Annotated in this window: 22 protein-coding genes and 1 pseudogene; 7 read left to right on the top strand and 16 right to left on the bottom strand. The window is 39.1% G+C overall.

Annotated features, from left to right (window positions below; genetic code table 11):
* The 6 genes and pseudogenes from HP439_RS08460 to HP439_RS08435 all read right to left on the bottom strand — a co-directional run.
* A pseudogene (locus HP439_RS08460) lies at positions 1-426 on the bottom strand (TolC family protein); the annotation flags it as partial.
* Position 427: 1 nt separating this feature from the next.
* Positions 428-1,006, bottom strand: coding sequence for a TetR/AcrR family transcriptional regulator (locus tag HP439_RS08455; RefSeq protein ID WP_172389904.1), 579 nt, complete (start codon positions 1,004-1,006; stop codon positions 428-430).
* A gap of 227 nt (positions 1,007-1,233) precedes the next feature.
* Complete coding sequence (locus tag HP439_RS08450; RefSeq protein WP_172389903.1) at positions 1,234-1,662, bottom strand: c-type cytochrome; 429 nt, start codon at positions 1,660-1,662, stop codon at positions 1,234-1,236.
* An 11-nt stretch (positions 1,663-1,673) separates the two neighbouring features.
* The gene (locus HP439_RS08445; RefSeq protein ID WP_172389902.1) at positions 1,674-2,321 is read right to left on the bottom strand and encodes an SCO family protein; all 648 of its coding nucleotides are present in this window, start codon (positions 2,319-2,321) and stop codon (positions 1,674-1,676) included.
* Between the two features lie 4 nt (positions 2,322-2,325).
* On the bottom strand, positions 2,326-2,760 hold the full coding sequence (locus HP439_RS08440) for a transposase (RefSeq protein WP_172389901.1): 435 nt from the start codon (positions 2,758-2,760) through the stop codon (positions 2,326-2,328).
* Between the two features lie 4 nt (positions 2,761-2,764).
* Positions 2,765-3,265, bottom strand: a complete 501-nt coding sequence (locus HP439_RS08435; RefSeq protein WP_172389900.1) for a DUF4442 domain-containing protein — start codon at positions 3,263-3,265, stop codon at positions 2,765-2,767.
* An 88-nt stretch (positions 3,266-3,353) separates the two neighbouring features.
* Between HP439_RS08435 and HP439_RS08430 the strand changes: the two genes are divergently transcribed.
* A complete protein-coding gene (locus tag HP439_RS08430) occupies positions 3,354-4,577 on the top strand; it encodes an MFS transporter (protein WP_172389899.1) in 1,224 nt (407 codons plus the stop codon).
* A 212-nt stretch (positions 4,578-4,789) separates the two neighbouring features.
* On the opposite strand, the gene HP439_RS08425 is transcribed toward HP439_RS08430, so the two are convergent.
* Genes HP439_RS08425 through HP439_RS08415 form a run of 3 tightly spaced genes read right to left on the bottom strand, consistent with a single transcriptional unit; the run spans position 4,790 to position 7,159 of the window.
* The gene (locus HP439_RS08425; RefSeq protein ID WP_172389898.1) at positions 4,790-5,434 is read right to left on the bottom strand and encodes a uridine kinase family protein; all 645 of its coding nucleotides are present in this window, start codon (positions 5,432-5,434) and stop codon (positions 4,790-4,792) included.
* A 21-nt stretch (positions 5,435-5,455) separates the two neighbouring features.
* Positions 5,456-6,394: a DPBB and LysM peptidoglycan-binding domain-containing protein gene (locus HP439_RS08420; protein WP_172389897.1), complete on the bottom strand. Its 939-nt coding sequence runs from the start codon at positions 6,392-6,394 to the stop codon at positions 5,456-5,458.
* 9 nt (positions 6,395-6,403) lie between these two features.
* Entirely contained in the window at positions 6,404-7,159 is a 756-nt protein-coding gene (locus tag HP439_RS08415; RefSeq protein ID WP_172389896.1) for a hypothetical protein, read from the bottom strand.
* Positions 7,160-7,518: 359 nt separating this feature from the next.
* Between HP439_RS08415 and HP439_RS08410 the strand changes: the two genes are divergently transcribed.
* Positions 7,519-8,874: an NfeD family protein gene (locus tag HP439_RS08410; protein WP_172389895.1), complete on the top strand. Its 1,356-nt coding sequence runs from the start codon at positions 7,519-7,521 to the stop codon at positions 8,872-8,874.
* A 191-nt stretch (positions 8,875-9,065) separates the two neighbouring features.
* On the opposite strand, the gene HP439_RS08405 is transcribed toward HP439_RS08410, so the two are convergent.
* Both HP439_RS08405 and HP439_RS08400 read right to left on the bottom strand, forming a co-directional pair.
* Positions 9,066-10,613: an OmpP1/FadL family transporter gene (locus tag HP439_RS08405; protein ID WP_172389894.1), complete on the bottom strand. Its 1,548-nt coding sequence runs from the start codon at positions 10,611-10,613 to the stop codon at positions 9,066-9,068.
* 72 nt (positions 10,614-10,685) lie between these two features.
* Positions 10,686-11,786, bottom strand: coding sequence for a hypothetical protein (locus tag HP439_RS08400; protein WP_216657799.1), 1,101 nt, complete (start codon positions 11,784-11,786; stop codon positions 10,686-10,688).
* Positions 11,787-11,965: 179 nt separating this feature from the next.
* On the opposite strand from HP439_RS08400, the gene proS reads away from it, so the two are divergent.
* The 5 genes from proS (at position 11,966) to HP439_RS08375 (ending at position 17,465) form a co-directional block, all read left to right on the top strand.
* The gene (gene proS / locus HP439_RS08395) at positions 11,966-13,438 is read left to right on the top strand and encodes a proline--tRNA ligase (protein ID WP_172389892.1); all 1,473 of its coding nucleotides are present in this window, start codon (positions 11,966-11,968) and stop codon (positions 13,436-13,438) included.
* Between the two features lie 11 nt (positions 13,439-13,449).
* Positions 13,450-14,232, top strand: a complete 783-nt coding sequence (locus HP439_RS08390; RefSeq protein WP_246229305.1) for an NAD-dependent epimerase/dehydratase family protein — start codon at positions 13,450-13,452, stop codon at positions 14,230-14,232.
* Positions 14,233-14,354: 122 nt separating this feature from the next.
* Entirely contained in the window at positions 14,355-15,503 is a 1,149-nt protein-coding gene (locus HP439_RS08385) for a cystathionine gamma-synthase (protein ID WP_172389891.1), read from the top strand.
* Between the two features lie 175 nt (positions 15,504-15,678).
* Positions 15,679-16,017, top strand: a complete 339-nt coding sequence (locus HP439_RS08380; RefSeq protein ID WP_172389890.1) for a hypothetical protein — start codon at positions 15,679-15,681, stop codon at positions 16,015-16,017.
* A gap of 203 nt (positions 16,018-16,220) precedes the next feature.
* Positions 16,221-17,465 (top strand): DEAD/DEAH box helicase, encoded by a 1,245-nt coding sequence (locus HP439_RS08375; protein ID WP_172389889.1) that lies wholly within the window; start codon positions 16,221-16,223, stop codon positions 17,463-17,465.
* A gap of 114 nt (positions 17,466-17,579) precedes the next feature.
* Here HP439_RS08375 and HP439_RS08370 read toward each other — a convergent pair whose 3' ends face one another.
* The 5 genes from HP439_RS08370 to HP439_RS08350 all read right to left on the bottom strand — a co-directional run bounded on the left by HP439_RS08370 (position 17,580) and on the right by HP439_RS08350 (position 23,570).
* Positions 17,580-18,428, bottom strand: a complete 849-nt coding sequence (locus tag HP439_RS08370) for an aminotransferase class IV (protein WP_172389888.1) — start codon at positions 18,426-18,428, stop codon at positions 17,580-17,582.
* Positions 18,429-18,439: 11 nt separating this feature from the next.
* A complete protein-coding gene (locus HP439_RS08365; RefSeq protein WP_172389887.1) occupies positions 18,440-19,597 on the bottom strand; it encodes a DmpA family aminopeptidase in 1,158 nt (385 codons plus the stop codon).
* Positions 19,598-19,783: 186 nt separating this feature from the next.
* Positions 19,784-20,080 (bottom strand): HU family DNA-binding protein, encoded by a 297-nt coding sequence (locus tag HP439_RS08360; protein ID WP_172389886.1) that lies wholly within the window; start codon positions 20,078-20,080, stop codon positions 19,784-19,786.
* A 1,285-nt stretch (positions 20,081-21,365) separates the two neighbouring features.
* Positions 21,366-22,439, bottom strand: coding sequence for a Gfo/Idh/MocA family protein (locus tag HP439_RS08355; RefSeq protein ID WP_172389885.1), 1,074 nt, complete (start codon positions 22,437-22,439; stop codon positions 21,366-21,368).
* 24 nt (positions 22,440-22,463) lie between these two features.
* Positions 22,464-23,570 (bottom strand): NYN domain-containing protein, encoded by a 1,107-nt coding sequence (locus HP439_RS08350; protein ID WP_172389884.1) that lies wholly within the window; start codon positions 23,568-23,570, stop codon positions 22,464-22,466.
* Positions 23,571-23,782: the final 212 nt, after the last annotated feature.

Raw genomic sequence — 23,782 nt, 5'->3', positions numbered from 1 at the left:
CGTGTCCTCAAGATTAAGATTATTTTGTTCACGTATATATTTTGCCGCCCGTGAAGCTTGAAATAATTCTGGACTGAGTATACTTTGGTCGGCTTGAAACGTTAAAGCACTGGTATTCTTTTGTCCCATAGTAATGGTGTTTCCATCGATGACCGTCGTCGGAATCTGGATATTGTGTATATATGATCCGGTAGCGCTAAGTTGCGGATACCAACCAGAAATTGCAGAGGCGATCTCCCGTTCACCGATTTCTTTATCTATCTCGGCTTGCTTTAACTCTATTTTATTGTTGAGGGCGTAATTAATTAAGTCATCCAATGTAGCGTTCGCACTAAGAGGGCTTGACGTCTGCTCGGTTTGCGCCTGAACAAACCCAGAAAAACAGGTTGTCAGTAATAGTAATACGGCGGTTTGTTTAAATTTCATTTTATTGATTTTTGACAGCATTCCAAATAATTTCAAGCAACTCTTCGCGATCATTTTTGCACGAAGTGTTGAATCCAAAAGTTATCAATCTAACGTGGGACGTTGCGGTGCCGATATAAATTGATACCAAAGTGTAAAAGTTGATTTTACGAATCATTTTTGATTGGATTCCCTCTTCAAAAAATAATTTCATTTTATCTACACCATAATAGCTTGGACTTTTTTTGTTGCTAATAAGTTGATAATAAGGCGAAGCGTAAAATTGTTCGACAAACCAGAAGATTTCTTTGTTTTTAACATAATAATCGACCAATCTGTTCCAGATATACGCGAATCGCTCCTTATAGCTCAGTTTTTCATCCTTAAAAAAGATGTACTCATTTGTTTTTTTTCTACAATAGATGAAAAGCTCAATGATCAATTCTTCCTTTGAAGAGAAATAATGGTAGATCGTACCGGTGGCCACATTGGCGTCCGCGGCGATTTGACTCATGGGCGCACCGTGAAAACCGTGCTTGTAGACGAGCGAAAGCGTGCTTTCGAAAATCGCTACCTTTTTATCAAGTAATTGAATGTTCATTCGGTAGCAAAAGTAATAAATTTTTGAAAACTAGTTTGTCAGTTTTTTGTTATAAACCGAGGTCTTTCGGGTTATGTTATGTAAAAGGAAAGTGATTGTTAAATCTTCGTTAAATGATAGTCGAGGTCTTGTTTTGTGTTAGATGTACACTTACCTTTGGAGTATCATAATTAGGTTTATAATTGGTTAGTGAAAAGGTTTCCATTCTCCCCGTTTGGAAACCTTTGTTATTTTTCAGATACCGATAAACTGTTTCGAACCTCTTGTTCACTAAATATTTTTGTGTCCTCTCCGAATGTGGTTGTAACGTAAGTCAATATATAGGCAATGTCAATCTCAGTTAACGAGGGTACACCTGGCATCGGGCCGACGTACGTAGTTCCATCCACATTAATAGTTTCGTTCATTCCGTTTTTAATAATACTGGCTAGCTTAGCTCGATTTATCGAAAGGAATGCTGTATCTGTGAGTGGAGGGTATAATTTCCCCAACCCTTCCCCTTTAGCGCCGTGGCAATTCAGGCAATGTGTTGCATACAACTTTTGACCGTTAGCCGCATATTGTGCTGTTTTAATACTGACATTTGGTTTGCACGCAAATACGATAGCTATCACGATTAGGGAAATTCCAAGGAGTGTCAAATTTGTATTTCGCATCGGATCGGTTTTTACTTCTCGTTCAACAAAATATCTAGGTCAACGATTAGTTGTTGTACTTGTTCTTGGACGGTGCCATCGTATGCTCCACGTATGCGTTTCTGCTTATCGATGAGCACTAAAAATCCTTGATGGTCATAACCTCCTGGCGCGGTAGAGTCTTCTTTGCTATATACTAAATATTTCTCTGAAATTCCGTAAATATCTTTTTTGCTACCTGTTACAAACTGCCATCGTGTATCGGTTACCCCAAGTTTTTCTGCATACGATTTAAGAACACTCGGCGAATCATATTTAAAGTCGATACTGTGCGATAAAAAAGAAACCCGATCATCGTTTTGAAACTTATTGTAGACAGAAAGTAAGTTTCTTTGCATTGTGGGACAAATGCTGGGACAATGGGTAAAGAAAAAATTGGCTATGTAAATTTTATCATTGAAATTTTTATCGCTAATTACGACACTATCTTGATTTAAAAATTCAAAAGGGGGTATTTGATGATAAATCGTATCAACTACAGTTTCTCCTTCTACAATGCTCTCCTGGACATCTCTTTCACCTATAATAGGTAATTTTTTAGTTTGAGAATCGTCGCAGCTCCAAAACAAGGAAGCTATAGAAAAGCTTAATAATAATTGGCGTGAAAATGGAATTGTCATTTTTTTATTTTTTATAAGGTGCTAAAAAGCGATCCGCATCTTGGGATACTTTGGAAAAAGTATTTTTTAGATTAGATATGGTATCTAACTGTGCTTGTTGATAGGAGGTTTCGTTACTATCAGGCTCAAAGTCTTTCATCCAAGTCATCATTTTGTCTGTTGCCGATTCTAATTCAACCTTCAAATCCGTAAGACTACTACGGACCTCGCTCGTGTCTATAGAGGGATCTTGACTTTTCACTGCTGCTAAATTCCCTAAAAGAGAGTCGATTAGCACCGTGTGCTTGTCAAAAGTAGTAATTTGGGGCATTATTTCGTCATGAACAGCAATAGACTGGGCAGAGATCGCACTTGGATCATTTTTTTTGTTTTCGATGTTTTGACATGCTCCGAACACCAATAATGTCATAGAAGCAAACGATAATATTGATTTATTCATATTTTTAATATTTGTTGGATTCGAAGTTAACTTTTTTATACTCGAAGGTCAAATCCCGGATATAGATTTCATTCAGGGATCGTGCGCACAGCTGCCCGCTTTTGTCCCTAATTTCGATAGTAAAGGTTTTTATGATTTTACCTTGTTGGGATACTTTTAATATCGTTTCCCGAACCTCTGTATCGCTTAATACAATTGAGAAAAGGAGGCTCCTTCTAGCTGGTTTTAGATATTCTATTTGTGCGGATTTTAACCAAGTCACGGTATTGGTAATCCCATTTCGTTTTAATAATTGATCCAGTAGGAGCGTGTGAATAGGATCAACTGCGGCGAACATAGTACCCCCAAAAACTGTTTTGTTCGCATTCATATTCAGGAAACTTTTCGTGATTTTGATATCCATCTGTTGGAAGTCTGGGTGGACTTTCCGTATCCAAATCCTTTGAAAAAAGAATGGAGGATAAAATCGTAATACCCATTTTAGTGCTTTTGGAGGAAGTCGCATAACGCAAAGATAGGGGTCGCACGTATTTATATTATCTGGCGATTGCAATAATTGTTAATAGATTGTAAATTCACGTTGATTTTGAGTTATGAAGAACACCCAAAAACCCGCGAGAGTCTGGCTTTTAGTATTAGTAGCATCTATGGGCTATTTTGTCGATATATACGACCTAATTATTTTTTCGATCGTACGTGTTAAATCTTTTGAGGATTTAGGGGTTGCCGTTTCGCAGATGCGAACCGAGGGTGAATATGTACTGAATATGCAAATGGCAGGATTACTGCTGGGTGGTGTTGTCTGGGGAGTGATTGGCGATAAATTTGGGCGATTAAAAGTGCTCTTTGGATCTATTTTATTGTATTCAGTCGCTAATATATACAATGGGTTTGTCCAAGATGTGACAACTTATGGCTGGATAAGGTTTATTGCCGGCATTGGTTTAGCTGGTGAGTTGGGCGCGGGGATAACTTTGATTAGCGAGAGCATGGATAAAAGTAAACGCGGCTATGGAACGATGATTGTTGCTGGGATAGGGGTGTTAGGTGCCATATTAGCGTATTATATTTCTGAATGGTTTAGTTGGCGTACGGCGTATTTTGTCGGAGGATTGATGGGTATTTGCCTGCTATTGCTCCGTGTGGGCATTTATGAATCAGGTATTTATCAAAAGCAAAATCTAAAGAATGTCCCTAAGGGTAATTTGTTGATGTTGTTCAATAATTCAGGGCGGGCATTACGTTATTTTTATTGTTTATGCATTGGGCTACCAATCTGGTTTGTAGTAGGCGTTTTGGTCACACAGGCTCCCGAGATCGGGCAGGCGCTAGATGCAGCGGTACCACTTAGTGCTGGAAAAGGGGTGATGTTTACCTATCTTGGAATTTCTCTCGGAGATTTTGCTGCAGGTGTTCTTGCTCAGTGGCTTAAATCGAGAAGGAAAGTCGTATTTATTTTTCAGGTATTAATTATTATATTTTCAATGTTGTATTTGACGAGTACAGGCATCACCGAGTTGAAGTTTATGGTACTTGCATTTTTGATGGGTCTGGGGGCCGGATATTGGGCGACATTTGTAACCATTTCTGCAGAGCAATTTGGTACTAACCTTAGGGCAACAGTAGCAACTACCGCTCCCAATGTTGTCCGCGGAGCGCTTATACCCTCTACTTTGCTGTACGGATGGCTTGTTCCATTAGTAGGGATTATTTATGCAGCAATGATAGTTGTTATATTGTTATCGAGCATTGCGATGTTCGCTATCTCGCAACTCAAAGAAAGCTTTGACAAAGACTTGGATTATGTAGAAGTCTGATATAAACGATAACTATCTATCAGGACACTTTTTACAACGTTTCCCTTTTTTGTATTTTTTGCAACACTTCTTAAAGATACAGCAGGGCGAATCAGCATGATTTTTTAGTCCCTTTTTTAATTCTTCGAAAAAGGGATTGTTATCTTCAAGTATTACTAAATTACATTCTATCAAGGCGTCCATTGTTGCAAAGATAGTTGTTTAGAATGAATTTAAATAAATATACTGTTAGAATTATTGTTATTTATTGCCGTGCATATGTTATTTGCTGCATCGTCAATGATTTTCGGACTATCGGTATTGTTGATAATAACTAAATCACAAGAGTCTTTGTATGGTAATAGGTACTCATTATACGAGGGAACTACGTGGTTAATCCACTTATACATGACGTCGTCGTGATCATAGCCACGTTCAATTAAATCTCTTCGGAGTCTTCTCTCTAATGCGACGGATTCGTCTGCGTCTAGAAAGATTCGGTAGTCGAGTAGTTGGTTCACTTCCTGATAATAGAAGATGAATAATCCCTCTACGATAAGAATCGGTGCAGGTTTAATCTCGAGCATTTTTGGCTTAATATCGGGGTTATTAAAAGTGTATTCTTCCCGATAGACTACGTTTCCAGAAAAGAGCTCATTTATATCGTGATAAAAAGAGGCTCTGTTGATTGCCGTAGGCAAATCAAAGTTATATAGTCTATTCTCTTCGCGAGTTTTGGTATTCGCGGGTATGTAATAGTCATCTTGGGAAATCAATGTTACTTGATCTTGGTGAAAATGATTCAAAAAGCTCTTTAAAAAAAATGTTTTTCCCGAACCACTGCTTCCTGCGATTCCAATAACGTACGGTTTGCTCATCGATGCAAAGATAATTAAAAATTAATCTAGAGGCACGCCATATGCAATTTCAATTAAAAATCTTCGATCTAAAGCACCGATATATGACGCTGCTGATTTGGAAAGAACGACAATTGCATCACGTGTTTCTTGTGTTTCTTTAAACTTGCCTACGACTTTCGCGTAAGTTACATTACGTGTCATCGGATTTGTTATTTTTAGAATAGTACCTATGGGCGCCGACTTATGTAACGCAAGGTTGCTTTTGCCATCGGTTTCAAGATTTTCCATCCATATGCCTATTCCTTTTTCTTTTTTCTCGCGAATTCCATATCGGTTGGTTTCGAAACCAAGATCCTTGACGTTTTGTTCTGCGACAGATACTGTGTCAATGATAACAGGTACGATTGGGGTTTTGGGTTCAGGAGCACGGTAGTCGGAATCGGGAATTTTTAGAACTTGCCCTTCTTGCAAACTGTCTGAAGTCAACTTGTTCATTTTTTTGATATTATTGACTGTGGTGTTGAAACGCTTCGAAATGGTATATAAGGTCTCTTTTTGCCCTACTTTATATTCTGTAAGCACTTGAGCGGGATCCTGGTCTTGCTGTTCTTGTTTTTTACCTTTTGGCGCTACTGAAGTGAGAACTGGCTGCGGCCGTCTACCTGTTGGAATTTTGACTGTATCTCCTGGTTTGAGGTTCTTTTTGTTGTTTTCTTCTAAAATTCGATTCACTTTGGCGCCATAACGACGACCTAAAGCATAATAAGTATCTTTTGATTCAACGCGGTGGATAATGAAAATTTCGTTATTGATAATTTCAGTTCCGATAGAATCGGGGGTAATTGAAACCTGCTGTACGTCGTCGATTAACTTGTCAAATTTTGTATTTAAGTGTTTGGCACTTAAAAATAATGGTGAACACAAGACACCTATCAAACCCAGTTTAATACAGCTTGAAATAGCTCCTTTTTTTTTCATACGGTGCAATTATACTAAATACGATACAATTTCTCGCTTATTATATGTCATTAAGAATATTTGATTCGCCACTTGGAAATACGGTTGTGGAATCATTTTTGGCATACTACTAAGTAGACGATGTATCTGCAAGATGTTTGATTCATCTGCAACATAAAGGTTTAAATTGTAATCTTCGTTTTCTTTGATGTGAACAGACCAAAGAAATTTATTCTGAGTTTTGCTAACCCACGGGAAATCCTCTATCGCTAAATTTTTTAAGTAGGGAGGGAGCGGACCTGTATATTGTATAGGCATCTTAATTACCGAAGCGTACGATTCGCAAATTTCCGATTGACCACGGATCTTCTTTGCCTTAGCTATATCTATATACTCTTCAAAGCCGGTTTGAAAACTCCGGTGTCTTATTTTTATAAAATCCTGACAGGTCTCCACCCATGTAAACTCATTAGAGATGTACCGCACATCCCCTTGAAAATTCATAAGTTGAATACCTTCCTTTATAGGGTGTGTGTCGCCAATCCTTTTTAAAATTACTGTTTGATGTTGTAGTGCCTCTAAAGTCCAGTCTTTTTCTTTGATTTTCATTCCGCTAACTAACGCGGTTCCGTTAAAATCTAAAACGTGAATGATCGGTAATGTACTATCTTGATCTCGCAGTTCTACGGCCAACTGTTTTAAGATAGGATCGACTACAATTTTCCAAATTTGCGTCGGAAAAGTAGTTTCAAATTTTTTCAAAATTGTATATCCTGTATTTTTCACTTTAACTGTTTTAAATCACCTTCTTTATAGAGAGCGGAAAAATGTGACTATAATTGAGTGTCAAATCAAAATCTAAGTATTAAGACAAGAAATGATAAAACACATAGCAATATGAGACTGTAAAGATAGTAAAGGTCTAACATTAACACAACGATCAGTTATAATGGAGTGAAAAAAGCTTGGAATTGAAATTGGTGTTTTTCGTTTTATGCTGGTAATTATGTTAAATCTAAGTTTATGCTAAGAAAAAAATAGCTACTAGGCGTTTTTTTAAGCTATATTTTTAGTCAGTGAGAAAGTGAAAATTATGTCGTATATTGAGTCATCAAAATGAATTAAAAAACGATTATCCTTTTAATATGAACAAATTGAAGAAATCCTTTTTGGCTTTTATTTTCGCATCTCTGTTGACAGTTTCGTTTGTATGCGGACAGGTTGTTTATAAGGTTGATTTAAAAGAAGAGATAGGTCCGAATGCTTGGCGAACAATCGATCTGGCCTATAAGAATGCTATTCAGAATAAATCAAATGTTTTTCTTATTGAAATGAATACATTTGGTGGAGCTGTAAATTTTGCTGATTCGATACGCTCCCGCTTGCTGAATTCGAAAATGAAAACTATTGTGTATGTTAATAACAATGCTGCTTCAGCGGGAGCATTAATTTCACTCGCTTCGGACGAAATTTATATGCATAGAGGTGGTAGCATAGGGGCCGCGAGTGTAGTTGATCAAAGTGGAGAGATTATGCCTGAGAAGTATCAATCTTATATGCGTGGGTTAATGCGTGCAACGGCTGAGGCAAAAGGTCGCGACCCAAAAATTGCTGAAGCATTCGTAGATTCAGAGGTCTCAATTCCTAATCTTAAGCCGGATGGAAAATTATTGACAATGACTTCTAGTGAGGCAGTTTCGTCCGGAATTGCTAAGGCAGAAGTAAATAATATAGAGGAAGTTTATCAGCATGCTTCTGTGAGTAAGCAAAATGTTATTGAACATAAAGTTACGGCGATAGATCGGGTGATATCATTTTTAATAAATCCAATGGTGAGTGGAATCTTGATCTTAGGTTTAATCGGGGGGATTTATTTTGAGCTACAAACACCGGGAATTGGCTTTGCTTTGGTGATCGCAATAATTTGTGGAAGCTTGTTTTTCGCTCCACTTTACCTGCAGGGGTTAGCTGATAATTGGGAAATTGCGATCTTTTTTATTGGCATCACCCTGTTAGTCTTAGAGGTATTCGTTATTCCGGGGTTTGGTATTGCAGGTATCTTAGGAATTATTCTTGTCCTATGTGGCTTAGCATTCTCTATGGTAGATAATGACTTTTTAGATTTTAAGTTCACAACTCCAGGCCTGTTAGTTAATTCGTTCTTGATTGTTACCGGTGCTATGGTGCTTTCGGTTGTTCTGATGGTCATTTTCGGGAAAAATATTCTTCGTTCTCGCGCATTTAAGCGCTTGGTTTTAGAAGATGAACAAAAATCTGATGTGGGTTTCACTTCTTCGCAGCGCAAAGCGGAACTAATCGACCAAATCGGTGTTGCCCGTACAGTGTTACGCCCAAGTGGTAAGATTGAAATTGCAGGTGTTTGGTACGATGCGGTTGCCCTTGATGGATTTATCGATGCTGGTGAAGAAGTATATGTTGTTAAACACGAGAACTATAATTTATTTGTACGCAAACGTATACTCAAGCCAACATCCGAATAGTCAAATGGGATTAAAGGAAATATAACTTAGATGTTTCTATATCGCATGGGCCCTCGCGGTTTGACGTCGGATAAGACAGTAGCGAGAAGTTTTTCCTGTTAGTAGGGGAGGCTTGGGTTATGGGGATAGTTTAATTTTTCCTTCCGAGTCACTGTGATCTGTTTGGTAAAACTCGGAAGGAAAGATCATATTTAAAATTTAGCACCTAAAGTCAACACAGCATTCGTGCGTTGAAATTTAATATCGGCGACCGGGCTAGGTGTACCCCAGAATTGGTCAATTGTGTATGGGCTAACGCTGTATTCATTAATTTGATGGACCACCGCTAGATCTAAATACATTGTGTTCGATAATTTAACCCCTAGTCCTAAACTCCCACTGTATTCTTTATTCTCGGCATTTTGGTAAGGGTTTCCATAATAATTGAAGCCAGCACGTCCACTCAGGATGTTGGTTAGAAGTAATTCTCCACCAACACGTGCGTTTACTACCCCTTGATACGATGCTTTAACATCTGAGTTCCAGCCATCTTCTATCGAACTGTTCCTGTTTATGGTTCTTAGTTTCATGCTAGCGTAATCAATGTATTCAACATCTGCTGTTAGTAAACCTCTACTGAAGAATTTTGTTGCACCTACACTAAATTTCCAAGGTGTTGCTAGTTTATAGCTATCTTCTGTTGGCGTGCTGGTTAATTCTTTTGAGCTGAATGCCGTTGTTGCTTCTTCACTGTCGAAATAATCAACCCCTAAATAGCTTTCCGTATAATCGTCAACGGTTAACCAAGTAGGTGAAGAAATAGTTACACCAATATTCCAATCTACCGCGGGCTTATATATAGCTCCAAGTTTGAAATCGATACCGCTACCTTCCGACACTTGGTAGTAGTCATCTAGTAATTCATAATTGGCTTCAACAAAGTCATAATCGGCATGTGTTGGATCTGCAAACGTAGAGTTCGGATTATCAGCAATAATTGTCGCGCGATCTTTTGTCCATCCATATTCTGAAAATTGACTGGAACTTTCGTAGCGGAAAGATGTGAAGCCAATGTTTGCTCCGATGTATAATTTGTTGTTATAATTTGCGCCAAAAGCGAGTGCTGTACGAGAGTTGTACCCGTGGGTGAGGACGTCACTTACCTGTGTCTTGTCGTTCATTTCGTTGGTTATTGGGAAATAACCATCTTTAGAATTTTGAAAACCTTCAATTAATTTCATGTTCGATAAATCCCGGGCATAATTTTGGTCGTCATAATAGGCGATATCATCTGTATATGCACTAACAATCGTGTTGTTTGGGTTTACTCCTTCGTAGCGAATATTATTTTTGAAGTTGTTTGTTTTTTCATAGGCTAATCCTATATTGAAATTTTGCCAACCTTGATAGCCTTCATTACGAGGGTAGTGAAAAACAAAACCTGCGTGATCGATATCAAATTGGCCGATGCCTTTTTTCGTGCCAGTCCCAAAGTAGTTTCCTTTGTTATTCGCGTTATTGTAGTTGGCTGTAATGGATATGTCCGATTGTCCAAAAAAGCCAAGACCAGCTGGGTTTCCAGTGATCGAGCTTAAGTCACCCCCCAAAGCGGTGTTGGCATTTCCTAGGCCTCTAAATCGAGCGGTACCACCATTGTTTTCTTTGGAGAACGTAAGCGCGTCGCCAACAAACTGCGCTTGTGCTGAGAAGGTTAATCCTGAAACTAATAAAGAAGTGAAAAGTATGTGTTTTAATTGCATAAATCTGTTTGTTGAATTCAAAAAAATAGCCAATAGAATATATATTGGCTATTCAATATTTTTTAGATAAGCTTATCGTCTCCGTCCGCCTCCACCAGATGAGCGGACTGCTCCACCACCGGAACTTCTTGCACCACCTCCAGATGAAATTGTCGACCTACTTGGTGCGCTGCTCGTTGGACGCGATACACCGGTAGGGCGTGTCGCAGGACGGCTGCTTCCAACTCTAGAACGTTGTGACGAACCGTTTGGTGTTCTACCGACAGTACCTGAGGTCGGTCGGCTCGTTGAGCGCGTCCGGCCAATATTTGTACGACCTTGCGTGTTCCTATTGCTACCAACCGCTGAACTACGTGTTCTACCGGTATTACTGCGCGTTACGTTTCCTTCAGAAGTACGTGACCGCGTTGATGATCCCACCGTTGATCGCGCGGTTCCGGCTCTACTTGCGGCTCTACCCGTCAGTATTCTACCATTGCTATCGCGTGTAACTCGACTACCGGTTGTTCTGGTAGTCCTTGCTGAATTTCCTACGCGGGAGTTGTAAGAAGAACGAGATGCTGAACGTACTGATGAGTTTGCGGGACGAATACTATGGCGATTTCCACCATAGTAACCACCATGATAGTTATTATATCCATAATACGGGTGTCCCCAAGAATTGTATCCCCAGCCACCATAGCCGTATCCATAATAAGGGTATCCCCAACCGCCATAACCATAGCCGTAATAAGGGTAACCAAAACCATAAGAAGGATATCCCCAACCGAAGCCTAAACCCCATCCAGATCCAAATCCCCAACCTATTCCGAATCCGGCATATCCATACCAAGGATCAAACCAAGGGTCATAATATCCCATAACGGGGGAAGCATAATAAAAACGGTTGATACGGTTCGCGTATTCTAAATTTTCGTCATAATTATAGCCTTCAACATATTCCTCGTCTGAATATTCGTCTGCATAATATTCATTTTCTAAATATTGCTCTTCTTGTTCTTGAGTTTGTCCATCCGTATAATAATAATCCGGACTCTGATAATCTTTAGGAGCTTTGGATTGATTATTATACACATCGTCTTTGTAGGCGACCTGCCTACTTGTCGAACAGGAACTTAGTGCGAAAATCGCTGCTACTGTAAGACTTCCGAATAATAATCTATTTGTTTTCATAGCAATCACTTCAGTTAAAACTTTCGTTAATACAGTCTTTATTATTATCTTAGACGCGTATTTTTACAGGAGGTTTAACCTCTAATCAAAAATATAAATAAAAGTCAAATGCACATCAAGATTTTTGCAATAAGACGAGAAAAATACATAATTTGATACAAGTATAACAAACTAATTAAATGGGAAAAGGAATAACAAGTCGCGGTGAGGATTATTCACAGTGGTATAATGACTTAGTAATTAAAGCGGATTTGGCTGAATATTCAGCAGTGCGAGGATGTATGGTCATTAAGCCCTATGGGTATGGTATATGGGAGCGGATACAAGCGATTCTTGATCAACGGTTCAAAGAAACGGGTCACTCAAATGCCTATTTTCCGTTGTTTATACCAAAATCATTTTTTTCTAAAGAAGCTTCCCATGTGGAGGGTTTTGCGACTGAATGTGCTGTTGTTACCCATTATCGCTTAAAAAATGACGGAAATGGAAATATTGTTGTTGATGAAGAAGCAAAACTAGAAGAGGAACTTATTGTTCGTCCGACATCTGAAACGATTATTTGGAACACATATAGGGGATGGATCGAGTCTTATCGTGATCTACCTATTTTAGTTAATCAGTGGGCGAATGTCGTGCGATGGGAAATGCGTACTCGTCTGTTTTTACGTACAGCAGAATTTCTTTGGCAAGAAGGGCATACTGCACATGCCACCGAGCAGGAAGCAATCGAAGAAGCAGAACGTATGCTCGATGTGTATGCAGATTTTGCAGAAAACACATTGGCAGTGCCTGTTATCCGTGGCCGAAAATCTGAAAACGAACGTTTTGCTGGTGCTTTAGATACTTATTGTATCGAAGCTCTAATGCAAGACGGTAAAGCGCTGCAGGCGGGGACATCGCATTTTCTCGGACAAAATTTTGCCAAAGCGTTTGACGTTAAATTCACGTCTAAAGAAGGTAAACTAGAACATGTATGGGCAACGTCATGGGGCGTTTCTACGCGTCTGATGGGTGCCCTGATTATGGCACATTCAGATGACCTAGGCCTTGTATTGCCGCCAAAATTAGCACCTATCCAAGTTGTCATTGTTCCTATTTATAAAACTGAAGAAGAAAAAGCGACGCTTGATGCATATGTAAGTGAGCTTACTAGAGAATTAAAAGGAAAGGATATCTCTGTTAAGTATGACGATAGAGATACACAACGTCCAGGATTTAAGTTCGCAGAGTGGGAATTGAAAGGTGTTCCATTGCGCGTTGCTATAGGATCTCGCGATATGCAAAACGGGACAGTTGAACTTGCACGTCGTGATATACAGTCTAAAGAGACTGTCTCTCAAGAAGGTTTGTCAGTGACAATAGAGAATTTGTTAGGTATAATTCAAGAAAATATATACAAAAAGGCCCTTGATTTTCGTGATAGTCATATAACTGAGGTAAATTCTTATGAGGAATTTAAAGAAGTTCTCGAGAACAAAGGTGGTTTTATCTCCTGCCACTGGGACGGAACTGTCGAAACAGAAAAGCGAGTAAAGGACGAAACAAAAGCAACTATTCGATGCATCCCTTTGGACGTGAAACAAGAAGAAGGGGTGTGTATTTTTACAGGAAAGCCGTCGAAAAATAGAGTGCTTTTTGCCAAAGCCTATTAATTTCGAAAGGTTTGGGGTTAACATTTCTAATATTAGGTTGTGGCTGGATAGGGGAGGCCTTCGCAAAAAAAATGCAACAGCGTGGCCATCGAGTCTATGCATCAACTACTCAAGAGCATAAATGCCGACGTCTGCGTGATGAAGGCATTTATGCTCTTATGATCGATTTTGAAAATGCGATTAATAGAACTGATCTTCCCTCGTCTTTTGATTACGTACTGACGAGTATTCCAGCAGTTCGGAATTTAGATCCACGCACCGTCCAGCAAAGATTTAAGCATGTTTTGTCGTTGTTGCAATCGATCACGTTTAAAAAGAATATTTTTTTGAGCTCTGTAGGGGTATATCCAGACGTATCCGGAGAGTTTACCGAAGAGTTTGTAATAACTGACCCAAGTAATTTATTGACGGCAGAACATTTTATGTTAAAGGACAGTCGAACGATTATTTATCGTTTAGGTGGATTGTTTGGACAAAATCGGATATTTGCTAAATATTTTCAAGACAAACCATGCTCGACGGGCTATCAAAAGGCGAATTTTATTCATCAATCCGACGTTATTGAATTACTTTACCTCGGTTTTACGAGCGATCTAGAAATGAGCTTGTATAATGTCGTGTGTCCTGAACATCCGTCTAAACGGGATGTTATTTATGCGTCTGCGAACAAATATGGTTTTAATCTTCCATCCTCTTTTGACAACGTAGACGGCTTCCAAAAAGTTGTGCTTGGCGAGCGGATTACACAGGAGCTTCAATATACTTATCTATTTCCCAACCCAGTTTTATTTTAGCTAAACCCCTTTTGTTAGTTAGTTACGAAACACGGTTATTTGTGTTGCTTATGCGGCATATTTCGTTAAATTTGGTTGCATTATTCGTAATTACAATAAGATTTTAACGTAAAATGATAAAGATGGACTATAAATTTGCGACAAAGGCGATCCATGCGGGGCAGCCTGCAGATCCCACTACTGGCGCGGTCATGACTCCGATATATCAAACATCTACTTATCGGCAATCATCACCGGGGAACCACAAAGGGTTTGAGTATTCTCGTGGAACAAATCCAACAAGGAGAGCACTAGAGGATTGTTTGGCAGCTCTTGAAGGCGGACAATTCGGGCTTGCTTTTTCCAGCGGTATGGCGGCGACTGACACGGTGTTAAGATCCTTGAAACCGGGCGACGAGGTTATAGCTGGCGATGATCTGTATGGTGGATCTTATCGAATATTTACACAGGTGTATCAGAACTACGGCATCAAATTTATATTTGTTAATCTATCCGATCTCTCTCAAGTAAATGATGCTATAAACGAGAAAACAAGAATGCTTTGGGTAGAGACACCAACCAACCCAACCTTAAAAATCGCTGATATAGGTGCCTTGAGTAGTATAGCTAAAGCTAATGATCTTCTTCACGTCGTCGATAATACATTTGCGTCGCCGTATTTACAGAACCCTCTGGCATTAGGTGCAGATATCATTGTTCACTCAGCGACAAAGTATCTTAATGGACATTCTGATGTCGTTATGGGAGCTTTAGTTCTTAATGATCCCACTTTATATAAGCAATTGTGGTTTTATTATAACGCTTGTGGAGGAACGCCGGGGCCGCAAGATGCATTTTTATGTTTAAGGGGTTTAAAAACCCTGCCTGTGCGAATGAAGGCGCATTGTGAAAACGGAAAGCTCGTCGCGGAGTATCTAAGACAACACACTAAAATAGAGAAAGTATATTGGCCGGGGTTTGTGGATCATCCTGGGCATGAGATTGCAAAAAAGCAGATGCGTGATTTTGGGGGGATAGTATCCATTGTGTTGAAAAATGCGGATTTGAAGGAAACATTTCGTCTTGCCTCCCGATTTAAGATATTCGCCTTAGCAGAATCTCTAGGAGGAGTTGAATCTTTGGTTAATCATCCCGCTACAATGACACATGGATCTATACCTAAAGACACCCGCGAGCGTGTTGGTGTCGTCGATAATTTACTTCGATTATCGGTGGGTATTGAAGATGCAGAAGATCTAATATCGGATTTGGAATTCGTGTTTTCGGAATAGACCGACATAGTCTTTTGTTGTTCCACAATATAGCTATATCGAAAATCGATAAGGTTTTGTTAAATAATGTTAATTTGTAACAAAGAGGATACAAATGATCAAACTTTATACAAAGTTGCTCGTTGTTAGGTTATAATTTTAAGATTATTATTAACACATTAAAAATAACAAAGGGATGAAAAAGCTAATTTTAACGGGATTAAGTTTCCTATTTGCGTTGTCATTAACGTTTGCTCAGGAAGGTACACCAGAGGAGAAAGCGAAGGCCACCGTTGAGAAATTAACGGAAAAGTTGACTTTAACTAGTGAACAACAGAGCGCCATTTATGATGTAGTTTTAGAACATAAACAAGCGAAAGCCGCGCTGAAGGCGGACACCACACTGTCAGCAGACGCAATGGACCAGCAGAAAGCTAGCCTAAAGGCGTCCGCAGATGCTAAAATTGCGGAACAGTTAAGCGACGAACAAAAACCGTTATTTACAAAATTTGTCGAAGAGCGCGACGCTAAGTAATACAACCGGTAAAAAACTCAGTAACAAAGATCCCGTATAATGCTAACTCATTAATACGGGATCTTTTTTTTGTATACCGGTAGGTTAGAAAATATTCTACTTAAGCTCATTGATTTCGAATTTAGCTGGCTTGATTCTTAATATTGAAATAGTTGTGTATTTAAGATTATTAGTTTACTTTTAAGGCAAACGATAAGAATATTTTGAAATTTAGCGAATTTGGCTTCTCTGAGCCGCTTGAAGAGGGATTAGATAGTATGGGCTTTGCAGATGCAACCCCTATCCAAGAACAGACTATCCCAATAATATTAAAACAACAAGACTTGATTGCTTGTGCCCAAACAGGTACTGGAAAAACAGCCTCTTACTTGCTGCCAATACTTAATAAAATTTCTTTGAACAAAAAGGAAGAAGTGAATACACTCATCCTTGTTCCTACACGAGAATTAGCCATGCAGATTGATCAACAAATCATGGGCTTCGGATATTTTACTGGAGCAACATCGATATGCGTGTATGGTGGAGGAGACGGAATTGGCTATGAACAGCAAAAACGCGCTATGCGTGATGGAGTAAATATTATTGTGGCTACTCCAGGTCGCTTAATCGCACATATGTCTTCCGGAAAATTTGATTTTAGCCATATCGAACATCTTGTCCTAGATGAAGCTGATCGTATGTTGGACATGGGGTTCAATGACGACATTATGCGTATCATTAGCTATCTTCCCAAAAAGCGTCAGAGTCTATTGTTCTCCGCGACAATGCCACCGAAGATCCGTACACTCGCTAAAAAAATATTGGAATCGCCTGCAGAAATCAATGTGGCGATTTCTAAGCCTTCTGACGGTATTGACCAACAAGCTTATATGGTGTATGATGAGCAAAAAAACGCACTTATTAAGCACATACTAAACGATCCAAAATATTTGAGTACGATTGTTTTTGCCTCTAAGAAAGAGATTGTAAAAAAACTTACGCGGGAGCTTTCGAAGGCAGGTTTAGAAGTTGAAGGGTTCCATTCAGATTTGGAACAGGTTAAGCGCGAGGAAATTATGCACCGATTTAAAGCGAAGCGACTGAAGGTGTTAGTTGGTACCGACGTCATTTCACGGGGGATTGATATTGTTGGTATAAGCTTAGTTGTTAACTATGACGTACCTCCAGATCCGGAAGATTATGTACATAGGGTAGGACGGACGGCTCGTGCTGCGACTACGGGAACAGCGATTACGTTTATTAACGAAAAAGATCAGGGGAAATTTTCACGTATTGAAAGGTTGATAGAAAAGGAAATTCCGAAAATGCCCTTACCGGAGGGGTTTTCTGCGGGACCCGAATATAAACCGAGTATTAAAAAGGGTGGTACAAAGCCATCTAGTTTTCGGACTAATCGAAAAAAGAAATTCAATAACACAAAAAAAATAAATAAAACTGCCGAATCCTAACAGTTGACAAAAACAAACATCCTGCAGAAAGTCGGAACAGCATAGTAAAAATAGTCTATCTAAACTCCGGCTAGATGCTTTTTTGTATGGGAGCTATAATCGGCCCTCTACTAATTAAGAATTTTGTTTTAAGAGACCTTTATTTTCGAAAATTAATTTCTCTAGTGCCGCTTGCAGTTGGAGACTGATTGGCCCTGGTGTGGGGCCATAGTCCGTGTTATCAATCGCCGTGATTGGAGTAATGTTTTTAGTTGTACTTGTTATAAATGCTTCTTTCGCATTTTTCATATCTGCGATGGTTACATCCCTTATTTCTATTTGACAAATTTTGCTAGCAACGGCAAGAACGTACTTACGGGTGATTCCAGCTAACACATCGCTGCTTGGTGTTATGAGTGTTCCATGTTCGTCGACTAAAAATATGTTTGCTCTCGGGCATTCAGAAAGAAGGTTGTTTTGTACATATACTACGTCATCAGCCCCTAATTCTCTCGCTTTCTTCATAGCGTGTATCCCCATAACATAATCGATTGACTTGACAGTGCCGAAAGGACGATGATAAGGGAAAGTAATTAAACGCATCCCACTTTTTTCGGTGGATAAATTCCTCGTTAGTTTCGACTGCGTAATTATTAAATTCGATGTCGAGAGCGAATAACCGTCTGGGCTGTATCCTCCGGTGAGTAATAACTTAATGCCGGAATTGGGAATCTGGTTGGTAATCATCAATGCCCGAATCTGTTCGCGGATTTGCTGTCGGGTAAAAGGTACGGTTAGGTCCATTTGACTTGCCGAAGAGAAAAATCGATCTAGGTTATCCTCTAAGAATATTGGGGTCTCATCTATCGTTTTAAAGAAATCAAATATAGCATATCCTCTTACAATAGATAAATCATCTATTTTTAGGAAGGCTTTGTCTCCTGGGTATATTTCCCCGTTTATTATCACTTTTGGTGTATCCATTGTTATTCTTTTTATTTCTTTTTAACAGGTGTTAATGCGTTGTGTTTTTTCATTAACTGGATCACTTTATCCAGCGGTAACGAAGGAATTGTTTTTTGATATCCATTAACTGTTCGCGCAGTAAATAGCGAATTGATTACCGCTTCCTCAGTGGCCTCAATAGCTGCCATGAATAAAGAAGACAACTCATCGTTGTGAAGTGTCTTTTGGTCGAGAATAGTGCTTGTCGGTTGATGAGGGATACGAACGGACTTGTGAGTAGAGAAGGCTAGAAAGTATTCTCCGCTACCGTTTGAAGCGATCCCTCCGGTTTTACCTAGTCCTAAAAAAGAGCGTGTGGCTAATCTCTCAAGGTTGCGATCGGATAACGGGGCATCGGTGGCAATGATTACCATGCAGGAACCGTCCACATTATTCAGCAACGAATTAGAAAATGAAAATTGTCGTAGTTCTTTTCCTATCGGAACGCCATTAATCTGCAAGACCCCCCCGTAGTTGCTTTGGACGATTACCCCCACTGTGTAACCACCCATTTTGTCAGGTAGCTTACGAGAGGCCGTCCCAATTCCACCTTTAAAACCGAAACAGACTGTTCCCGTACCCGCGCCAACGTTACCCTCTTCTACTATACCCGGTTTTGCACTTTGGATTGCATCAAGGACATCTTGTTCATGCACATGAAAGCCCCGGATATCGTTTAATGTAGCGTCATTGGTCTCACCAACCACAGCGTTGACGGATTTAATAGTTTCGTTACCTGGTTGAGACAAAGTATATTTCACGACCGCTTGCATGGCCGTGCCGACGTTCAATGTATTAGTTAGGATAATAGGGGTTTCTAGATTTCCAAGCTCTTTTATTTGGCTTATACCAGACATTTTGCCGAAGCCATTGCCTATAAATAGTCCCGCGGGTACTTTTTGTTGAAAGATGTTTTCCGGATGTGGTAGGATTGCTGTCACTCCTGTATGAATTGAATCTCCCTGGATTAGTGTGACATGGCCAACTCGTACCCCTTTTACGTCCGTAATTGCGTTTAATTTTCCTGTGGGGAGGATGCCAATTCTAATACCATAATCTCTTGTTCGTTTGGGAATTTCATTTTCCTGTGCGATGCTACTGATTGTCATCAAGGAGAGTACAAAAAAGTTGGATACTAGTTTTATCATAAATTTTTGACCGGTATAGATGTTTTGGTACACAAATCTACCGAATTTAAATTGTCTTAAAGATATAACTAAGTAAGGATATTTTCTATCCGCTAGAATAATTAGCGGATCGTAACATGGATGACCGTAGGAAATTTATTGGCGGAGAAAAAAATAGGAAGCTTACGCTTCCTATTTTACAATTTTTTACTTTTTCTTTCCTTTTTTAGGGCTATCAACAGCCTCTTTTAAGGCTTTACCAGCGGTAAATTTTGGAAGTTTCTTAGCTGCTATTTTAATAGTAGCGCCAGTCTGAGGATTTCTACCATTACGTGCTGCACGATCAGAAATTCCGAAAGTTCCGAAACCAATTAATGTTACGGCCTCACCCTGTGATAAAGATGATGTTACTGCTCCTGTGAAACTGTTTACGGCTTTTTCTGCCTGCGCCTGCGTAATTCCAGCCTCGCTGGCAATGTGCTTAATCAAGTCTGCTTTGTTCATTATATTTAAATTTAAGATTGATAGATTACATACTAATTTTATGCCATATTAAACGTCCGGCGGAAAATAACGGAACTGTTTGACGAGCATTTGAAGATTGTAAATTCGTTTCTTTTGAGATTTCGTTTGTAATTGCTTAAACCTTTGCTTATTAGGGTTGTGTTTTTGTTTCCGTCTTCTAATATAGAAAATATATTTTTCAATGTAAACAAATTATTAAATATTGTCGATATTCTTACCTTATTCTTTATTGTTGAATTACTTTCTAAGGCACATCTATCGAATTCATTGTTTTTATCTCTTAAGCTAGTAGAATTGAAATTAAATCAAATAGGGATTTGACAAAGAGATTAAACAGAAAAAAAATCTGAAAATACGAAAGGGTTTAGATAATTCTAAACCCTTTCTCAACTCTTTAAATTTTGGCATCCTTTTTATTTCTCGTTTCTCTGTTTCTATTTGTGAATAAACCCATTGTCTATTCTTTTTTAGATACCTTAAAGAGCCTTTATTTTTGATGTTAATCCTTTGAATGGAAATTAACATTATTATTGTCTCTTTATATTAAAACGTCGGTGATCCCAAAATGTTGTATTTTTTTTACCTTTTTGTTAGTTATGTAGTTAAATAATTGATATACAATGTTTTATTTTTGTGGTATAATTGTTCGTTTATCGAAGCAGTTCCGGTCTTGGATGTTTATATTTGTTTTCGTAAAAAGGTTCCAAGAAAGCGGTTATGTCTGGAGTTTCGTTTTTAATGAGATCAAGTTTTTAAGCAGCGGATCGGTAGCTCCTGAACTATACAAATTAATGGTTCCAATAACATTTGGCATAAGTCCAACGCGCATATAGGGTGCAATATTGGTTACGTCGCGTATATAGGGTGTTCTAATTTACCGACATCATCAGGATCCTCGTAACTTCATAGCGTCCAAGGTCCCTCATATTTTCTCTTACAATACATTAGACTGATGTTGTGAAAATCCTCATCCGTCAGAAATTAACCAGCAAGGGAGTTTATACCACGCTCTTTTTTATGGAACAAATGCATTTCTCGAATTCCTTGATCTGTTGATTTATTGTGTTTCACTTCCAAGAATTCGTCGAAGCGACTACGGTGACTTTGTAAAGTTCGTTGAAAATCAGGAAGTTATTTCATTACCTCTGGTAGAGAGAAAAATAGCGTAGTGTCACCTTTTATATTAAATCGATCTAAAATAAATGTTTTGATCGAAAATATTCAAGGTAATTCTTTTAATCTAATCGAGTTGATCTAAAAGAAATTAGCTAATTGACTTTTCCAATGAAACAGGAAGCCCAGATTGTACGCTTTGATATATTGCAGTAATTATTGCAACGGATTTTATACCAGCTTTTCCTTCTATTTGTGATGGTGTACCCATGGCTAATGATGCTAAAAATTCTTCGATCTGTAGTTGGTGCCCTAGACTGCTAATATTCATTGGTTGATCAGCACCTCCTTTTTTTTGCGCATTGCTAACAGAAATAGGCGCCGATTGTGTCGTTTCGGAACTGTCTTGAAACTGCCAATTGAGTATGTTGTTCTCTTCCAGAACGACCGAGCCGGTTGTGCCGACGATTTCAACTTTTTTTAAACTACCGGGATGGGCTGCTGTGGTACACTCTATGCTGCCTATCGCGCCACTACTAAACTTAATACTAGCGACGATAGTATCTTCAACCTCAATGTTTTTGTGGCGCCTGTTGGCTGCGTAAGCGAAAACGGACTCGACTGGCCCCATATACCATTGTAATAAATCCAGTGCGTGAATTCCTTGATTCATTAATGCGCCACCGCCATCCAAGTCCCATGTACCGCGCCAAGCAGCAGATTTGTAATAAGCATCCTCACGACTCCATTTTACGTAGGCACTACCTAAGACCGGTTCACCGAATCGTCCGTCGTCGAGCGCCTGTTTGACTTGTAAGCTGCTTTCGTGAAAACGAGAAGGAAATATAGTTGCTACACGTACTCCTTTTATTTTGGCAGCATCGATAATTCGGTTACAACGTTCGACGGTAATTTCTAAAGGTTTTTCGATCAAACAATGTTTGTTTGCGTTGATACAAGCTATTGCGGGTTCTAGATGAGCTCCTGATGCTGTACAGATACAGACTACCGATATTCGCTGGTCTTCAAGCATCTCTTGGAGGTTATTATAGGCTATGCATCCATATTGATTTCCAAAAGATTGAGCTTTGGAGACTGTACGGTTATATACACCGATTAGAATTGCCCCTGGGATGGATTGAATTACTGTAGCATGTATATGCGCAATCGCACCTGTACCAATAATTGCAAATCCAGTCGTCGATGGTTTAATATTTTCAAGCATGATGTAAAGTTAGGAGTTGTTGAATTAGGTAATTTTACCAATTAGCTTTTCGATGCTATAACTTTGATCTTCGTACTTCGTTAGCCTGTATGAGCTTCCTTCATGAAGCTCCAATTCTGTTGCTGCGGGTTTGCCGAGATTTAATACGTAGGAGCGGTCGCGATGTCGTGAAAAAGTACATTCGTGTTCACTTTTAATACGAACTTTGATCTTTTTTGTGCGACTAGGGAAGAGATGTTTAAATTCCTTGGTAATTCTGATCTGATTCTTTCGGACGTCCTCCGCCGTAATTTGATTTCCCGTAGATGGGATGATAACCGAGTCTAGAACTTTCGGTGTCTCTTCGGAGATATTAGGACGTTCGATGATATTACGAATGTAATATAGTTTGATTTTTGATTTTTCCGTCGTTCGCTCATCGATTTCAAAGTCACCTTTCATGGATTTGAATAAATGCGATATTTTTTCAAAGCCGTAGTTTCGGGCATCAAAATCGGGTTGACGTTTGATTATAAGGCTTCCGATCTCCCCGAGAAATGCCCATCCGCTCTCGTCTGCGGTATCGTCTACGGCATCTTTTAGTAGAAGTAACGTATCTTCACCTAAGCTAAGGTTATCGTTCTCTGTTTTGTTTGGCGACTTGGGCTCAGGAGTTATAGGTTTCTTTTTTATTTTTTTCTCTGAATCATCTTTTTCGAGGATTTCGACATAGATAAACTTATCACAAGAGGATATAAATGGTTTTGGTGTTTTCCGCTCTCCGATACCGATAACAAGTTTACCGGATTCTCGCAATCGGGTTGCCAGACGGGTGAAGTCACTATCGCTAGAAACGATACAAAAACCATCGACTCTGTCGGAATGTAGTATATCCATAGCATCAATAATTAACGCGGAATCTGTCGAGTTTTTACCTTGAGTGTAACCGTATTGTTGGATCGGTGTAATTGCGTGCGTAAGTAGATTGTCTTTCCAATTCTCGACATAGGGACTTGTCCAGTCTCCGTATATTCTTTTTATCGTAGGGATACCATATCGTTTCACTTCATTTAATATCCCGGCTATTTTTTTGTACGACACGTTATCTGCGTCGATAAGTATCGCTATATTTAAATCTTTTTGGTTTGCCATTTTCGTGTGTTAAGGGTCCAGAAAATTGGTTAACTGACAATCTTTTTGGACAGGAGACTTTGTTATTCGTTAATATATTCGCCATGTCATACCTTTTATCCGTTAAAGGACCATGTTGCCTGCCGATTTCTAGAAACCAAGGTACGTGATTCTCACCGTAGCAACAAATTTGATTTTTCGTTTTTTTACTCTTTCGTCTTGACGTGTCGCAA

This window comes from Sphingobacterium shayense (assembly GCF_013179575.1).
Lineage (GTDB): Bacteria > Bacteroidota > Bacteroidia > Sphingobacteriales > Sphingobacteriaceae > Sphingobacterium > Sphingobacterium shayense.
Note: the sequence above shows the minus strand (reverse complement) of the source record. Positions and strands in the feature narration are given on the sequence as shown.

What these genes read in the sequence shown, in the direction of transcription:
- HP439_RS08370 (WP_172389888.1), bottom strand. Translation starts at nt 18,428, where the DNA reads ATGGATACACCAAAAGTGATAATAAACGGGGAAATATACCCAGGAGAC.
- HP439_RS08445 (WP_172389902.1), bottom strand. Translation starts at nt 2,321, where the DNA reads ATGACAATTCCATTTTCACGCCAATTATTATTAAGCTTTTCTATAGCT.
- proS (WP_172389892.1), top strand. Translation starts at nt 11,966, where the DNA reads ATGGGAAAAGGAATAACAAGTCGCGGTGAGGATTATTCACAGTGGTAT.
- HP439_RS08440 (WP_172389901.1), bottom strand. Translation starts at nt 2,760, where the DNA reads ATGAATAAATCAATATTATCGTTTGCTTCTATGACATTATTGGTGTTC.
- HP439_RS08420 (WP_172389897.1), bottom strand. Translation starts at nt 6,394, where the DNA reads ATGAAAAAAAAAGGAGCTATTTCAAGCTGTATTAAACTGGGTTTGATA.
- HP439_RS08430 (WP_172389899.1), top strand. Translation starts at nt 3,354, where the DNA reads ATGAAGAACACCCAAAAACCCGCGAGAGTCTGGCTTTTAGTATTAGTA.
- HP439_RS08365 (WP_172389887.1), bottom strand. Translation starts at nt 19,597, where the DNA reads ATGATAAAACTAGTATCCAACTTTTTTGTACTCTCCTTGATGACAATC.
- HP439_RS08380 (WP_172389890.1), top strand. Translation starts at nt 15,679, where the DNA reads ATGAAAAAGCTAATTTTAACGGGATTAAGTTTCCTATTTGCGTTGTCA.
- HP439_RS08435 (WP_172389900.1), bottom strand. Translation starts at nt 3,265, where the DNA reads ATGCGACTTCCTCCAAAAGCACTAAAATGGGTATTACGATTTTATCCT.
- HP439_RS08450 (WP_172389903.1), bottom strand. Translation starts at nt 1,662, where the DNA reads ATGCGAAATACAAATTTGACACTCCTTGGAATTTCCCTAATCGTGATA.
- HP439_RS08455 (WP_172389904.1), bottom strand. Translation starts at nt 1,006, where the DNA reads ATGAACATTCAATTACTTGATAAAAAGGTAGCGATTTTCGAAAGCACG.
- HP439_RS08400 (WP_216657799.1), bottom strand. Translation starts at nt 11,786, where the DNA reads ATGAAAACAAATAGATTATTATTCGGAAGTCTTACAGTAGCAGCGATT.
- HP439_RS08355 (WP_172389885.1), bottom strand. Translation starts at nt 22,439, where the DNA reads ATGCTTGAAAATATTAAACCATCGACGACTGGATTTGCAATTATTGGT.
- HP439_RS08410 (WP_172389895.1), top strand. Translation starts at nt 7,519, where the DNA reads ATGAACAAATTGAAGAAATCCTTTTTGGCTTTTATTTTCGCATCTCTG.
- HP439_RS08385 (WP_172389891.1), top strand. Translation starts at nt 14,355, where the DNA reads ATGGACTATAAATTTGCGACAAAGGCGATCCATGCGGGGCAGCCTGCA.
- HP439_RS08425 (WP_172389898.1), bottom strand. Translation starts at nt 5,434, where the DNA reads ATGAGCAAACCGTACGTTATTGGAATCGCAGGAAGCAGTGGTTCGGGA.
- HP439_RS08360 (WP_172389886.1), bottom strand. Translation starts at nt 20,080, where the DNA reads ATGAACAAAGCAGACTTGATTAAGCACATTGCCAGCGAGGCTGGAATT.
- HP439_RS08350 (WP_172389884.1), bottom strand. Translation starts at nt 23,570, where the DNA reads ATGGCAAACCAAAAAGATTTAAATATAGCGATACTTATCGACGCAGAT.
- HP439_RS08405 (WP_172389894.1), bottom strand. Translation starts at nt 10,613, where the DNA reads ATGCAATTAAAACACATACTTTTCACTTCTTTATTAGTTTCAGGATTA.